At 32.6% G+C, this 15007-nt stretch carries 18 protein-coding genes; 8 read left to right on the top strand and 10 right to left on the bottom strand.

What is annotated here, in order from left to right; translation table 11 throughout:
* The first annotated feature begins 23 nt into the window (after nt 1–23).
* Nucleotides 24–1295: a tetratricopeptide repeat protein gene (locus M0M57_RS15650; protein WP_248434037.1), complete on the top strand. Its 1272-nt coding sequence runs from the start codon at nt 24–26 to the stop codon at nt 1293–1295.
* Between the two features lie 368 nt (nt 1296–1663).
* Here M0M57_RS15650 and trpA read toward each other — a convergent pair whose 3' ends face one another.
* From trpA to M0M57_RS15600, 10 genes are all read right to left on the bottom strand, one after another.
* Nucleotides 1664–2425 (bottom strand): tryptophan synthase subunit alpha, encoded by a 762-nt coding sequence (trpA, locus tag M0M57_RS15645; protein ID WP_248434036.1) that lies wholly within the window; start codon nt 2423–2425, stop codon nt 1664–1666.
* 2 nt (nt 2426–2427) lie between these two features.
* On the bottom strand, nt 2428–3612 hold the full coding sequence (trpB, locus tag M0M57_RS15640) for a tryptophan synthase subunit beta (protein WP_248434035.1): 1185 nt from the start codon (nt 3610–3612) through the stop codon (nt 2428–2430).
* On the bottom strand, nt 3609–4235 hold the full coding sequence (locus M0M57_RS15635) for a phosphoribosylanthranilate isomerase (protein ID WP_248434034.1): 627 nt from the start codon (nt 4233–4235) through the stop codon (nt 3609–3611). The genes trpB and M0M57_RS15635 overlap by 4 nt, the downstream gene beginning before the upstream one ends.
* Nucleotides 4232–5017: an indole-3-glycerol phosphate synthase TrpC gene (gene trpC, locus M0M57_RS15630; RefSeq protein ID WP_248434033.1), complete on the bottom strand. Its 786-nt coding sequence runs from the start codon at nt 5015–5017 to the stop codon at nt 4232–4234. The genes M0M57_RS15635 and trpC overlap by 4 nt, the downstream gene beginning before the upstream one ends.
* Nucleotides 5017–6009, bottom strand: a complete 993-nt coding sequence (gene trpD / locus M0M57_RS15625) for an anthranilate phosphoribosyltransferase (RefSeq protein WP_248434032.1) — start codon at nt 6007–6009, stop codon at nt 5017–5019. The genes trpC and trpD overlap by 1 nt, the downstream gene beginning before the upstream one ends.
* Nucleotides 6010–6090: 81 nt before the next feature.
* A complete protein-coding gene (locus M0M57_RS15620) occupies nt 6091–6657 on the bottom strand; it encodes an anthranilate synthase component II (protein WP_248434031.1) in 567 nt (188 codons plus the stop codon).
* A 5-nt stretch (nt 6658–6662) separates the two neighbouring features.
* The gene (locus M0M57_RS15615) at nt 6663–8063 is read right to left on the bottom strand and encodes an anthranilate synthase component I family protein (protein WP_248434030.1); all 1401 of its coding nucleotides are present in this window, start codon (nt 8061–8063) and stop codon (nt 6663–6665) included.
* Nucleotides 8064–8355: 292 nt separating this feature from the next.
* Nucleotides 8356–8925 (bottom strand): YceI family protein, encoded by a 570-nt coding sequence (locus M0M57_RS15610; protein WP_248434029.1) that lies wholly within the window; start codon nt 8923–8925, stop codon nt 8356–8358.
* A 25-nt stretch (nt 8926–8950) separates the two neighbouring features.
* Nucleotides 8951–9583, bottom strand: a complete 633-nt coding sequence (locus M0M57_RS15605) for an NAD(P)H-dependent oxidoreductase (protein WP_248434028.1) — start codon at nt 9581–9583, stop codon at nt 8951–8953.
* Between the two features lie 14 nt (nt 9584–9597).
* On the bottom strand, nt 9598–10053 hold the full coding sequence (locus tag M0M57_RS15600; protein WP_248434027.1) for a MarR family winged helix-turn-helix transcriptional regulator: 456 nt from the start codon (nt 10051–10053) through the stop codon (nt 9598–9600).
* 132 nt (nt 10054–10185) lie between these two features.
* Between M0M57_RS15600 and M0M57_RS15595 the strand changes: the two genes are divergently transcribed.
* From M0M57_RS15595 to M0M57_RS15565, 7 genes are all read left to right on the top strand, one after another.
* A complete protein-coding gene (locus tag M0M57_RS15595; protein WP_248434026.1) occupies nt 10186–11052 on the top strand; it encodes a carboxypeptidase-like regulatory domain-containing protein in 867 nt (288 codons plus the stop codon).
* A 5-nt stretch (nt 11053–11057) separates the two neighbouring features.
* A complete protein-coding gene (locus tag M0M57_RS15590) occupies nt 11058–11585 on the top strand; it encodes a TlpA disulfide reductase family protein (protein WP_248434025.1) in 528 nt (175 codons plus the stop codon).
* Nucleotides 11586–11596: 11 nt separating this feature from the next.
* A complete protein-coding gene (locus tag M0M57_RS15585; RefSeq protein ID WP_248434024.1) occupies nt 11597–12205 on the top strand; it encodes a thioredoxin family protein in 609 nt (202 codons plus the stop codon).
* Nucleotides 12206–12347: 142 nt separating this feature from the next.
* On the top strand, nt 12348–12662 hold the full coding sequence (locus M0M57_RS15580) for a rhodanese-like domain-containing protein (RefSeq protein ID WP_248434023.1): 315 nt from the start codon (nt 12348–12350) through the stop codon (nt 12660–12662).
* A 71-nt stretch (nt 12663–12733) separates the two neighbouring features.
* Nucleotides 12734–12949 carry a YgaP family membrane protein gene (locus M0M57_RS15575; protein ID WP_248434022.1) on the top strand — a complete coding sequence of 72 codons (216 nt, stop codon included), beginning with the start codon at nt 12734–12736 and terminating at the stop codon, nt 12947–12949.
* A gap of 112 nt (nt 12950–13061) precedes the next feature.
* On the top strand, nt 13062–13919 hold the full coding sequence (gene nadC, locus M0M57_RS15570; protein WP_248434021.1) for a carboxylating nicotinate-nucleotide diphosphorylase: 858 nt from the start codon (nt 13062–13064) through the stop codon (nt 13917–13919).
* 146 nt (nt 13920–14065) lie between these two features.
* The gene (locus M0M57_RS15565; RefSeq protein WP_248434020.1) at nt 14066–14992 is read left to right on the top strand and encodes a YihY/virulence factor BrkB family protein; all 927 of its coding nucleotides are present in this window, start codon (nt 14066–14068) and stop codon (nt 14990–14992) included.
* Nucleotides 14993–15007 lie beyond the last annotated feature (15 nt).

The raw sequence follows: 15007 nt of genomic DNA, 5'->3' as shown, positions 1-15007 counted from the left end.
TATTAACTAAAATTTGATTTACAATGAAAAGTAGATACATCATCTCCGCTTTTGCTTTGATGTTAAGTTTGGGCAGTTATGCTCAGAAAGATCAATTGAAAGCGTTAGAGAAAGCGATTAAAAATTTTGAACCTACAACCGTTAAAAATGCTTTGTCAGCTGCAGAAGGTGTAATTGGCAATGCAACCGATCAGGAAAAAGCTCAGTTTTATTTTTTGAAAGGTAATGCTTTATTAGAATTGGCGAATAAGAATATGGAAACGAGTAAAAACCTTCTTTCTGCAGCCAAGTCTTATCAAGAATTGATTGCAACTGAGAAGAAGATTGGAAAATCGAAATATTCTGAACAGGCAACTCAATCATTAGTAACCGTAAAAGATAAATTGGTTGCAGAGGCAATAAAGGATAGTGATGCTTCGCGATTCAAAGATAGCTCACAGAAATTATATGAAGCTTATATGTTGAGTCCAAAAGATACTTCCTATCTCTATTATGCGGCAGGATCTGCTGTAAATGCTAAAGAATATGATGTTGCCTTAACATATTATGATAAATTAAAGCAATTGAACTATTCCGGAAAAGGAATGACTTATTATGCTAAAAGTGTTGTAAGCGGCGAAGAAGAAGCGTTTAATACTAAACAAGAACGTGATAATTCGGTTAAACTTAAATTGCATACAAATCCAAGAGACGAAAAAATTCAATCTAAAAGAGGAGAGATTTACAGAAATTATGCTCTTATTTTAGTTGAAAATGGAGAGAAAGAAAAAGCATTACAAGCTATAATCGATGCAAAAAAAGATAATCCCGAAGATACTTCGTTAGCATTAACCGAAGCTAATTTATATTTAGATGCAAAAGATTATGCGTCTTATAAAAGAGTGATTGAAGAGGTTTTACAAAAATCTCCTAACGATGCTGATTTATATTATAATTTAGGTGTTATTTCCGGTACTTCTGGTAATGCTGCTGATTCAGAAAAATATTATAAAAAAGCAATTGAAATAAACCCAAAATATTCTAATGCTTATTTGAATTTAGCAATCTTAAAATTAGATGCTGATAGCAAATACGTTGAAGAAATGAATAAACTAGGTAATAGTGCCAAAGATAATAAGCGTTATGAAGAGTTAAAAGTGGAACGTGAAAATGTATTTAAAGAAGCTTTACCATATTTAGAAAAAGTGGTTGAACTAGATTCTTCTAACGTAGAAGCTAAAAGAACACTTTTAAATGTTTATACTTCTTTGGATATGACAGATAAGTATAAAGCTTTAAAGGCAACTATGAACTAAAACTTAGCTATTCTTAAAAAACAAAAATCCCGATTTATCGGGATTTTTTTATGACTATAATCAAAATAAGGTATTTTATTGTTCTTAATGATTATGTAGTTTTTAGTGTTTTTAATCTCATTTAAAAAAATGTTTAATCATCATAGAATGATTTTTTTATCTATTTTATCTTTACTATAATGTAAGTTTTTAATTCAATTTTACTATTTAAGAATTACCAATATTGTAATTATCTTAAATGAATATTACATAGTGAAATAGTAAAAATAATTATTAAAAGAATAATCAAAATTGTTAAAAATCTAATATAGATAAAATTTATAGTTCAAAATTAATTATCTCAAAACAAGAATATTAAGATGTATTATTTAAAGTAAATTATTGATGTATTTTGAAATAGTTGAGATTGTATTTTTATTAATATAATTGATAAAACCACTTCCAATAATTGCTCCTTTTTGATGTTTCGTTGCTTGTTGAAAAGTCTTTTTATCTGAAATTCCGAAGCCAATTAATTGTGGATTTTTTAATTTCATCGAATCAATTCGTTCAAAATAATGTTCTTGAATTTCGTTGAATCCAACTTGATTTCCGGTTACACTTGATGAGCTAACCATGTAAATAAAACTGTCTGAAATGTTGTCAATTTTCAGAATTCGCTCATCTGAAGTTTGCGGTGTGATTAAAAATATATTCTTTAAATCGTATTTTTCAAATAATTCTTTATAGTCTGATTCATAGATTTCCATTGGTAAATCTGGAATAATCAATCCGTCAATTCCAACTTCTTGACACTTTTGACAGAAATTCTCCACACCAAATTGCATAATCGGATTAAAATATCCCATAATAATTAGTGGAATTTGAACGCTTTTGCGAATATTTGTCAATTGTTCAAACAGTAATTCAGTTGTCATTCCGTTTTTTAAAGCTTGTGTTGAACTCGCTTGAATTGTTGGACCATCTGCTAACGGATCACTGAAAGGCAAGCCGATTTCAATAATATCGACTCCGCTTTTTTCTAATTCTGATATGATTTTGGTGGTATCATCCAAATTTGGGTAACCCGCTGTAAAATAGATGGATAAGATTTTTTTGTCTTCTTGAAGTTTTGAATTTATTCGATTCATTTCTAGCGTAAATTAAAATAATCAATATAGGTGCTCAAATCTTTATCACCGCGACCGGAAAGATTAATCACAACTATATTATTGGGTTCAAATTGTTTTTTGTTTAAAACGGCAAAGGCGTGAGCGGTTTCAATCGCCGGAATAATACCTTCTGTTTGTGATAATTTCCAGCCGGACTGCATTGCTTCATCATCGGTTATCGCAATAAATTCGGCTCGTTTTGTTTGATGCAGATGGGAATGTAGCGGACCAACGCCCGGATAATCCAAACCTGCGGAAATTGAGTAAGGTTCCGTGATTTGTCCATCGTTCGATTGCATCAAAAGTGTTTTGCTACCATGAATGATACCAATTTTTCCTAAAATAGATGTCGCAGCACTTTCACCGGAATCAACACCTTTTCCGGCAGCTTCTACCGCAATTAGTTTGACGTTTTCATCTTCCAAAAAATGATAAAAAGCACCGGCTGCATTGCTTCCACCACCTACGCACGCAATCACGTAATCGGGAAATTCTGTTCCTTCTTTTTCCTCCAATTGAGCTTTAATTTCCTCAGAAATTACGGCTTGAAAACGAGCTACCATATCCGGATAAGGATGAGGTCCAACCACAGAACCGATGATGTAGTAGGTGTTTTCTGGATTGTTAATCCAATCGCGAATAGCTTCATTGGTAGCATCTTTTAAGGTTTTGGAACCTGAGGTTGCGGGACGAACTTCTGCACCAAGCATTTTCATTCTAGCTACATTAGGAGCTTGACGTTTGATATCGATTTCGCCCATATAAATCACGCATTCCAAACCCATTAACGCACAAACGGTTGCGGTGGCAACGCCGTGTTGACCTGCTCCGGTTTCGGCAATGATTCTGGTTTTGCCTAATCGTTTGGCAATCAGTATTTGACCAATGGTGTTGTTTATTTTATGAGCTCCGGTATGGCATAAATCTTCTCGTTTCAGATATATTTTGGTATTGTATCTTTCAGATAATCTCTTCGCAAAATAGAGTGGAGTAGGTCGACCGACATAATCCACCATCAATTCCATAAACTCTTTTTTAAAGCTTGGTTCTGCTGTGATTTTTAAGTAGTTTAATCGAAGTTCTTCAATGTTCGGGTATAACATCTCTGGAATGAACGCTCCACCGAATTCGCCATAAAATCCTTTTTCATCTACTTGATAATTCATCTCATTTGATTTAATTTTTCTTGAAATTCTTTGATTTTCTGTTTGTTTTTGATGCCGGGTTCATCTTCAAATTGACTGTTAATGTCAATAGCATAACAATTTTTTGCCACTTCTGATTTAAGAAATTTTTCAAGTTTTGGACATTCATCCAAACCAATTCCTCCACTTAAAAAATAGGGAACATCTTCTTTATACTGATTTAAAATTTCCCAGTCAAAGGTTGTTCCGTTTCCGCCAGGAAGATCTCCTTTGGTGTCAAACAGAAAATAATCTACACAATTTATATTATACTTTAATTCATTAAAATTAAAGTTATTATCAATTGTTATTGCTTTAATTACTTTAATGTTTGTTTTCTTCATTTCTAAACAAAAATCAGGTGATTCTTCACCGTGTAATTGAACAAAATTTAGTTTGTGTGAAATGATTTTATCAACAATTTCATTATAATTAGCATCTACAAAAACACCCACTTTCTCAATATCATTGGGAATGTTTTCGATAACATTTTTGCAATAGCGTTTGGAATCATTCCAAAAAATAAATCCTAAAAAGTCAGGTTGCAATTCACTAATAGAAATTGTATTTTCCTGATCGTTCATTCCACAAATTTTTAATTTCATAGTGTTAGTTTTTTGATAAATTCTTTCATTTCATTTTCAGGATTTTCACTTTTCATAAAGTATTCGCCCATTAAAAATCCTTTAAATCCATATTGTTGTAATTCTGAAACAGCTTCGGCAGAATCAATTCCGCTCTCGGAAATTTTGATAAACTCTGACGGTATGTGTTCGGCTAATTGTTTGCTGTAGTTCAAATTTACTTCAAATGTTTTTAAATTTCGGTTGTTTACACCAATCAAATCTAAACTTGGTAGTATTGATTTTTGAAGTTCTTCATGGTTATGAATTTCTAATAAAACTTCCAAATGAAGTGATTTTGCCAACGCTGATAATTTTTTTATTTCATCTCTCGTTAAAACCGCAGCAATTAATAAAATTACATCAGCTCCAAACGCTTTAGCTTCAATTACTTGGAATTCATCTACCATAAAATCCTTTCGCAAAAGCGGTAAATGGGTTGTTGCTCTTGCTAAAATTAAATCGTCCAATGAACCACCAAAATACTGATTATCAGTTAGAATAGAAATTCCGGATGCACCACCATTTTCATAACTTGTTACAATTTCTTCTACCGAATTAGATTGGTTGATGACTGATTTGGAGGGCGATCGGCGTTTATGTTCAGCAATTATTCCACTTGAACTATTCAATAAATGACGTACTAAAGAACTCGTTTTTCGTTCAAACAAAACCGATTGTTCCAATTGTTTTATTGGAATCATTGATTTTTTCAACGCCACTTCTCGTTTTTTTGAAGCAATTATTTGATCTAAAATGTTCATTATCGACTGAGATTTTGAAGTATTTTTAATTTTTCGAGAGCTTTTCCGTTCATCAAATTTTCTTTAGCGATTTCTAAACTTTCATCAATTGATATCTTTTTCATCATCGAAATCGCTAAAGCTGCATTCGAAAAAACCACATCATTTTGCATTTGAGTTCCATTTCCGGATAGAATTGTCAGGAAAATCTTCGCTGCTTCTTCAACTGATTCACCACCTTTAATTTGATGCAAAGTGACCGATTTGGTATTAAAATCTTCCGGTTTTAGAATTTTCTCCGATGAATTTGAAATTATTTTGACATTTCCGGTCAACGAAACTTCATCAAAACCTTCTAAATCATATAAAATAGAAAAATTGGTTGTAGTATTTTGGTACAAATAAGCATACATTCGAGCTAATTCCAAACTAAAAACGCCAACCAATTGATTTTTTGGAAAAGACGGATTCACCATTGGACCAAGCATATTAAAAAACGTTTTCACGCCTAATTCTTTTCGAATTGGACCCACATTTTTCATCGCCGGATGAAACAACGGTGCGTGAAGAATGGCAATATTGGCTTCCTCTAAACATTTTTCCAAATAATCTTTTTCGTTGCTGAATTTTACGCCTAAATTTTCCATTACATTACTGGAACCTGAAATGGATGAAACACCGTAATTTCCGTGCTTTGCGACTTTAATTCCCGCTCCGGCAACCACGAAGGAAGCTAAAGTAGAAATGTTGAATGTGTCTTTTCCATCGCCGCCGGTTCCGCACAAATCGATGGTTTCATAGTTTGAAAAATCGATTGCAATGCAAAGTTCTAATAATGCTTCCCGAAAACCGGTTAACTCTTCGATGGTAATGCTTCGCATCATAAAAACGGTCATAAATGCTGCTATCTGACTGGCATTGTATTGTCCGGAAGAAAGATTAATCAACACGTTTTTCGCTTCTTCTTTCGTCAGCGTTTTGTGATTGATTAATTGATTGAGAATGTTTTTCATAGTTTTTTTGTTAAATTCATTTTTACACCTGACAGGTTTCTAAAACCTGTCAGGTGTCGAAACCAATTAAAAGTTAATTGACTAACTCTCCAGCCAATTTTCCAAAATCTTCTTCCCATTAGGCGTTAAAATGCTTTCCGGATGGTATTGAACGCCTTTTACATCCAATGTTTTGTGTCGAATGGACATAATTTCGCCGTTTTCATCCACGGAAGTGATTTCTAAATCTTCCGGAAAATCATCAGGATTGATGACCCAAGAATGGTAGCGACCGACTTCAAATTCAGTTGGCAAATTATTGAAAAGAGAATCTTCTTTGGTGATTTTTACTTTGGAAGCTACTCCGTGATAGACTTTTTCTAAGTTGATTAGGCTTCCGCCGAAAACTTCGCCAATGGCTTGCTGACCCAAACAAATTCCGAGTATGCTTTTGGTTGAAGCATATTTTTTGATAACATCCAGCAACAAACCCGCTTCTTCGGGAATTCCTGGGCCAGGCGAAAGTAGAATTTTGTCAAATTTTTCTAATTCGTTCAACTCGAATTCATCGTTTCTAAAAACAGTAACTTCAGCATTCAAATCCTCTAAATAGTGAACCAAATTGTAGGTAAAACTATCGTAGTTGTCGATAATGATAATTTTTTTCATTGAAATTATATTTTTTCTGCCATTTCTAAGGCTTTGTTTAACGCATTTAATTTGTTGTAGACTTCTTGCATTTCGCTTTCTTCGGAGGAACTTTCAACAATTCCGGCTCCGGCTTGGTAGTGCAATTGATGGTTTTTACTCAAGAACGTACGAATCAGTATTGCGTGATTGAAGTTACCATTAAAATCCATAAAACCAATGGCTCCACCGTAAAAACTTCGGTTGGTGTTTTCGATTTTTTCGATCAACTGCATCGCTTTGTGTTTTGGAGCTCCGGTTAATGTTCCTGCAGGAAACGTGGAAGCCACTAAATCCATTGTTTTAGCTTCTGGTTTTAGTTTCCCAACAACTTTTGAAACCAAGTGAATGACGTGCGAAAAGAACTGAATTTCTTTGTATTTCTCAATTTTCACTTGATTGCAATTTCTGCTTAAATCGTTTCGGGCTAAATCGACAAGCATGACGTGTTCGCTGTTTTCTTTGACATCTTCGGCTAATTTTTTGGCTTGGATAGCATCGTTTTCATCATTTCCGGTTCGTTTGAAAGTTCCGGCGATGGGATGAATTTCAGCTTCACCGTTTTTTACGATCAAATGAGCTTCGGGCGATGATCCAAATAGTTTAAAATCACCATAATCAAAATAGAATAAATAGGGTGAAGGGTTGATGTTTCGAAGAGCACGATACACATTAAATTCATCGCCTTTGAATTCTTGCGAAAATCTTCGGGATAAAACCAATTGAAAAACATCACCACGATGACAGTGTTTTTTGGCTAAAGTAACTTGTTCTTTAAAATTTTCATCAGTTAAATTGGAAACCGTTTTTCCCACTTTTGAAAACGAAAAAGAGGCAAAATTTTTCACTTGAAGCAATTGCTCCATTTCATCAATATTTGAAAAGTCTGCAATGCTGTGGCAAAAAAGATACGCTTCATTATTAAAATGATTGATGGCGATGACGTTTTGGTAAATTCCATAATACATTTCAGGAATTACAATAGAATCATCCTTTTTTGAAATTTCAATTTTCTCAAAATATCTGATGGCTTCATAGCTTGTAAATCCGAATAATCCGTTGTAGGCAAATTTTAAATTCGGACCATTTACTGAAAATTTTTGCATAAAGTTTGAAATTTCATTCGTAATTGAAGTTTCATTTTTTATAGGATGATTTTCAGAACTTCCATCCGGAAAATGAGTTGTAATTACATTATTTTCAACCTTAAAACTCGCAATTGGATTGCAACAGATATACGAAAAACTATTGTCGCTGGCGTGATAATCGGAACTCTCCAACAAAATACTGTTGGGAAATTTATCTCGAATTTTCAAATAAACGCTCACCGGCGTGATCGTGTCGGCCAAAACTGATTTATACGTAGTATTTAATTTGTATTGTTTCATATTTGATTGAATTAAAAAGAAAAAGGGCTTGTCGTGTTTGACAAGCCCTTTTGAATATTTTGAAAAATATAACTATAGGTAGCTAGCTCACGACGACTGACGTAAGTTGTTCCACCACCAAGCTGTATTTAAAAATGTGTTCATTGTTTTATTTTTGAATTACAAATGTAGGGATGTAATTTGAATAACCAAACGATTTTTTTAAAATTAATATTTTTTATGATTTTTTAAACGAAAAAAAAATCCTGACACTTTCGCATCAGGATTTTCAGCAATTTTTCCCATTTATTTTTTAGTAAACTAACGATACTGTTAATTCAAAATCGTCATTAATAGCTGCATCACCAATTCCGCTAAAGATAGAGCTTGATTTGTATTCAATTCCGTATTTAGTTCTATTCACTTTAAAAGCTGTTCTGGCAGTTCCATCTCCAATAGCTAGATCAAAAGTTACAGGTAATGTATTTCCTTTGATGGTTAGATCTGCTGTAATGGTATAAATATCACTTCCTTTTGACGCAATTGTTTTGAATTCTAACGTTGAAGTAGGATATTTATCTACACCAAAGAAATCATCAGCTTTCAAGTGTCCTTCTAACTTTTCTTTTCCTTTTCCTGCTTGCAAATCGGAAACAGTTATAGAAGTCATATCTACTTCAAAAGAACCACCTTTTAATTTTTTTCCGTCAAAAACTAAGGTTCCTGAGCTTAAATTGATTGTTCCATCATGTTGTCCTGTTACTTTTTTCCCAACCCAAGTAATTTTACTTTTTTCTACGTTAATTTTTTTGTTTTGAGCGGTTGCGGTGAAAGTTCCTGCAACTACTATAAGTGCTAATGCAATTGTTTTTAAATTTTTCATTGATTTCATTGTTTAAGGTTATTGATTATAAATTGATAAATAATTCGTTTTTGGGTTTACGCACTTTTTTATAATGTTGCGTTGCATCTTCTTCATGACGGTAACCAATAGTGGCAAGCAATGAAGCATTTAAACCTAATGCATTTAGACCTAATACTTCGTTTACATTTTCCGGTTCAAAACCTTCCATGGGTGTAACATCAATTTTTAGCTCTGCTGCGGCATTCATCAAATTGGCTAACGCTAAGTAGGTTTGTTTTGATGTCCATGTATTTCTTTGTTCTTCTGGTAATGCAGTGATTTTCATTTTCATAAAATCGGCATAACCTTTTACACTTTCAGCTGGAATTCCTCTTGTTTCTACCATATTGGCAATGTAATTATCAATTTCATTCTCACCAAAGTTAGTGATATTTGCGAAAACTAATAACTGAGAAGCATCAACAATTTGCGATTGTCCCCATGCAAAGGGTTGAATCTTAGCTCTTAACTCAGGATTTTCGATAATAAATACTTTGTAAGGTTGTAATCCATAAGAAGAAGTACTCAATTGAATTGCCTCTTTTAATGTTTCCAAATCTTCTGAAGAGATTTTTTTGCTGGCATCAAATTTTTTAGTAGCATAACGCCACTTTTGATTACTAATAAAGTCGCTCATTTTTTTAAAATAAATTAAATCGTTCTATATTTTTCTAATAAGTTGTTCAAATTTTCTAATTCTTCTGATGATAAATTAGTTGAAAATAAAGTTTCATGTGCTTCAATTTTCGGATCTAATTCGGCTAATAATTTTAATCCTTTTTCGGTGATAGTGATTTCCATTTTACGTCTGTTTTGTTCACAAACCTCACGATTTACTAAACCTTTCAACAGTAATTTGTCTACCAGTCGGGTAGTGTTACTGGTTTTAGCAATCATTCGCTCTTGGATTACACACATGTTGGCCGGTTTTCCTTTTTGACCACGAAGGATTCGCAAAACATTGAATTGTTCAACCGATAAATCAAAGGATTTTAAAATATCATTAAAAGCATCTGCAATAACATTTTGAGTGAACATGATATTTAGTACAGTTCGCTTTTCAATGCTAATGGGTGAGTTGGATTTTATGATTTCTTCTATCTTCATTTGTAATTACAAAATTTGTATGTACAAATGTAGTGCTATTTTTTAATTGTATATACAAATGTCTATTAAATTTTTGTTAAAGATTTTTTAGAGGAAGGCGGAAGGCTTAATTTTATGTGATAATTTTATTTAATGGTTAAGTATAAATACATTTTTTTCTTACTGTTTTTATTTGATACGATAGTTGCACAGGACGAAAGTATAAGTGGTTCAGTTATAGATTTAGAGAATAATTCAGAAATTCAATATGTTAATATTGGAATTATGAATAAAAGTATTGGAACAGTTTCTAACTCTAAAGGTGTTTTTACATTAAAATTAACTGATAAATCCAACTTAAAAGATACACTTGTATTTTCACACATTGGTTATAAAACCAAGAAAATGCTTGTAGAATCATTGATTGGAAAAAATAATTCTATTGAATTAGAGCCACTTTCAAATGATTTAAATGAAGTAGTCGTAACATTCAAACAACCAAAATCAAAAAGATTTGGAAGAAGTGTTAAAGGTTTGGCGTTGATGCATTTTAATTTTTATTCTGCGTATGAAAAGGAGGTTGATGATCGTTTAAGTAAAGAAATAGGCATTAAATTCAATTTAAAGAAAGATTGTAAAATTGAAAATTTGAATTTTAACATCACTGCAAATCAATTTAAATCATTGAAATTCAGACTTAATTTTTATAAAATTGAAAATGGATTGCCAACGGATTTACTGAATGAAAAAGATATTATTTTTGAAGTTCCGGCTAATTTTTTGGGATGGTTTTCAGTTGATTTAAAGAATTATGATATTTTATTAGATAAAGAAAATGAAGAAGTTGCCGCCACAATTCAATGGTTGGAAAGTGTAAAAACGGATGAAAAAAGTAAATTTTTCACCATTTCGACAGCAATTTCAGCAACAGAAACAGCATTTTACAGAGATAAAGCAATGGACGTTTGGACAAAAACAGGGCAAGGATTAAGTTTCTATTTGAACGCAATGTGTAAATGATAAATATGATAAAAAAAGTAACAACAGCGTTATTCTTAATTGGTTTTATGATGGTAGGCTTTTCACAAAGCAAAACCATATCAAAACCATTAAAAGTCTATGAGAAAGACGGAATCAAATTGAAATCCTATCATTTTGATGGATTACAACCGTATTTGAATCAAAAGAATGATACAATTTATGTTATTAACTTTTGGGCCACTTGGTGTGTTCCTTGTATCAAAGAATTGCCTCATTTTGAAAAGCTAAATCAAAAGTATAAATCGGGAAAATTTAAAATGATTCTTGTGAGTTTAGATTTTCCTAAGATGATTGAAAGTCGCGTCATTCCATTTATTATAAATAAAAATTTGCAAGCAGAAGTCGTTGTTCTAAATGATCCCGATGCCAATACGTGGATTGAAAAAGTAGCGAAAGAGTGGTCAGGAGCAATTCCGGCAACCATTATTTATAAAAATGATAAGCGAAAATTTTATGAACAATCGTTTACTGAAGAAGAATTAGAAACAGAAATAAAATCATTCATCAATTAAAATTAAAAACTATGAAAAAATTCAAAATTGCCTTTTTAGTGCTTGCTGCCGGATTGATTACGGCGTTCACTACAACCAATCCTGCCGGTTACGAAATTGGTTCAATCGCAACCGATTTTTCCCTAAAAAATGTAGACAATAAAAATGTATCGCTAAAAGATTATAAAGATGCAAAGGGGTTTATTGTAATTTTTACCTGCAATCATTGTCCGTATGCGGTGGCGTATGAAGACAGAATTATCGATTTGGATAAAAAATATAAAAAGTTAGGTTATCCTGTAATCGCGATAAACCCAAACAATCCTGAAAAACAAAAAGACGATAGTTTTGATAAAATGCAAGTGCGTGCCAAAGAAAAAGGATTCACTTTTCCTTATTTGTTTGACGAAGGGCAGAAAATTTATCCGCAATACGGAGCAACTAAAACGCCTCATGTTTACATTTTACAAAAAACTGACAAAGGAAATGTTGTCAAATATATTGGTGCAATAGACGATAATCATTCAGATGAAACAGCTGTAGAACAAAAATATGTTGAAAATGCTGTTGATGCGTTATTAAAAAAACAAGAAGTAAAAGTAAAAACAACTAAAGCGATTGGTTGTTCGATAAAAGCTTAGAAAATTAGGTACTAAGTGGCTGAGGTACTAAGGTGCTAAGGTTTATAAGATAAAATTAGTTTTTCATTATCTTTGTACTCAGTGCCTCAGTACCTCAGTACCTCAGAACCTCAGAACCTTAGTCCCTTAGCACCTTAAAAATATGAATTTACAACAAGAAAAATGGTGGGTAGATGCCCAAAACGATGAAAACGCCGTTATTTTAGATGTGCGAACACCGGAAGAATTTGAGCGTGGCATTATTCCAAATGCAATCAATATCGATATTTATAAAGGTCAAGGTTTTATTTATATGATTGAAGAATTAGATAAATCTAAAACCTATTATGTTTATTGCCATGCCGGAAGTAGAAGTGCAAAAGCGTGTGAAGTGATGCAACAATTAGGTTTTGAGAAAACATTTAATCTGGTTGGCGGTATTTCAGAATGGAACGGACCAATTGTTGAGCCAAACTAAATTTGCATTAATTGCATTTTTTAAAGCTTTTTTTCCTATTTTTATAATCCAAAACCAAAAAATTAGAGATTATGAAAAAAAATGTTGGCAATACCGATCGCTTTGTTAGAGTAATGTTTGGCATTATTCTTTTGATTCTTTTTATGTCCGGAGCTATTGAAAATAATTTAGTACAATGGATTGTTTTAGGAGTGAGCATGATTTTAATCATCACCGCATTTGCCACCTTTTGTCCGCTCTATGCTTTGGTTGGAAAAAATACCTGCGAAGTAAAAAGAAAGAAATAAAAAGAAAGTTTGCTAAATATAAAACCACGGATTTCGTGGTTTTTTTATACAAGAATTTATCAAAAAAATAAAAACGATTTCCTATTTTAGCCATTCGATACAAATTTTAGTTATGATTACAGAAGCCCAATTTCAAAACGAACTACAGCTCATCATCCAAAACGGAATCAGAGAAGATATTGGAGAAGGCGATCACAGTTCGCTCGCTTGTATTCCGAAATCAGCCACTGGCAAAGCAAAATTGTTAGTTAAAGACCAAGGAATTATTGCCGGAGTTGAATTTGCTAAACTGATTTTTAATCACGTTGATTCAGATTTAGAAGTGGAGACATTCATTCAAGACGGCAGTTCAGTGAACTATGGCGATATAGTTTTTCATGTTTCAGGAAGTTCACAATCAATTTTGAAAGCCGAACGTTTGGTACTCAATTCGATGCAACGCATGAGTGCCATTGCAACCAAAACAAAAATGTATGTTGATTTGTTGGAAGGAACAGCTACGAAAGTATTAGATACCAGAAAAACAACACCCGGATTTCGTGCCGCAGAAAAATGGGCGGTGAAAATTGGCGGTGGTGAAAATCATCGGTTTGCCTTGTATGATATGATTATGTTGAAAGATAATCACAATGATTTTGCCGGAGGAATTTCAAAAGCGATTCAAAAAACGAAAGATTATTTAAGCAAAAATAAGTTGGATTTAAAAATAATTGTTGAAGCCAGAAACTTAAATGAAGTAGAAGAAATTCTGAATAGTGGTGGCGTTTACCGAATTTTGTTAGACAATTTTGATTATGAAATGACAAAAGAGGCCGTAAAGCTAATTGGCAATAAATGCCTAACCGAAAGTTCAGGAAACATCAATGAAAAAACAATTCGTTATTATGCAGAATGTGGTGTAAATTACATTTCATCTGGAGCTTTAACGCATTCGGTTTATAATATGGATTTGAGTTTGAAGGCTTTTTGAGATGGGAGATGGAAGTTGGGAGTTTTTAGTCACAGTCCCAGTTTTCACACAATCTTGTCATTCCGTAGGAATCTCAAGCTTCGTGGAATAATTTAAGAAAAGCCACGTTCAATTATAGATTAAACAATAGTTCACCAGACAAAATTATGTCAGTAGAAACAGAGCAAAAACTCGAAAAAATTCCGGTAATCAAACACATCGTTCGGTTTACTAAAAACATAAAACTACCTTGGTTAGAAGGCTTGTCGTTTTATAATTTGATGGAATTATACATCATCGGAATTGCCCAAGGAGCTTTTTCCTATCGATCGGGAGCTATTGCTTTTAGCTTTTTTATGGCTTTGTTTCCGTTTGCTTTATTCATTTTAAACTTAATTCCATACATTCCAATTGAAGGTTTTCAACAAGATTTTTTAAAATTTGTCGAAGATGGTGTGCCACCCAATACCTTTGAAGCCATCAAAAATATCATCGACGATATTTTAAATAACAGTTATCAAGGTTTGTTATCTTCCGGATTTATTTTGTCTATCTTTTTGATGTCTAACGGAATAAATGCTATTTTGGGCGGATTTGAAACTTCGTATCACATCACCATTTCAAGAAGTTTTTTCAGACAATATTTTGTTGCACTGGTAATGTCGCTGCTTTTTTCGATGATATTGATAATTACCGTGGCAGCCATCGTAATTTCGGAAGTATTCATTCAACAAATTCAATTCAAGCAATTTGCTTACACTGATGTTACATTAATTCAAATTACTCGATACTGTTTTGTTATTTTAATGGTTTTAATCACAACCTCTCTGTTATTCAAATTTGGAGCAAAAGAAACTGCAAAAATTCCTTTTATTAGTATCGGATCGGTTTTTACCACCGTTTTAATCCTTTTGTCTTCATATGTTTTTGGAATTTATGTTGTTAAATTTGCCAAGTATAACGAACTTTACGGTTCTATCGGAACACTGTTAATTCTGATGTTTTACATTTGGATTAACTGTATGATTCTGTTGCTTGGTTTTGAATTGAATGCCACCATAAACAAATTAAAAAGGAAAAATCTATTTGATTAAGTCCTTTTTCTGATG

The sequence above is a fragment of the Flavobacterium azooxidireducens genome (assembly GCF_023195775.1).
Taxonomy (GTDB): Bacteria; Bacteroidota; Bacteroidia; order Flavobacteriales; family Flavobacteriaceae; genus Flavobacterium; species Flavobacterium azooxidireducens.
Note: the sequence above shows the minus strand (reverse complement) of the source record. Positions and strands in the feature narration are given on the sequence as shown.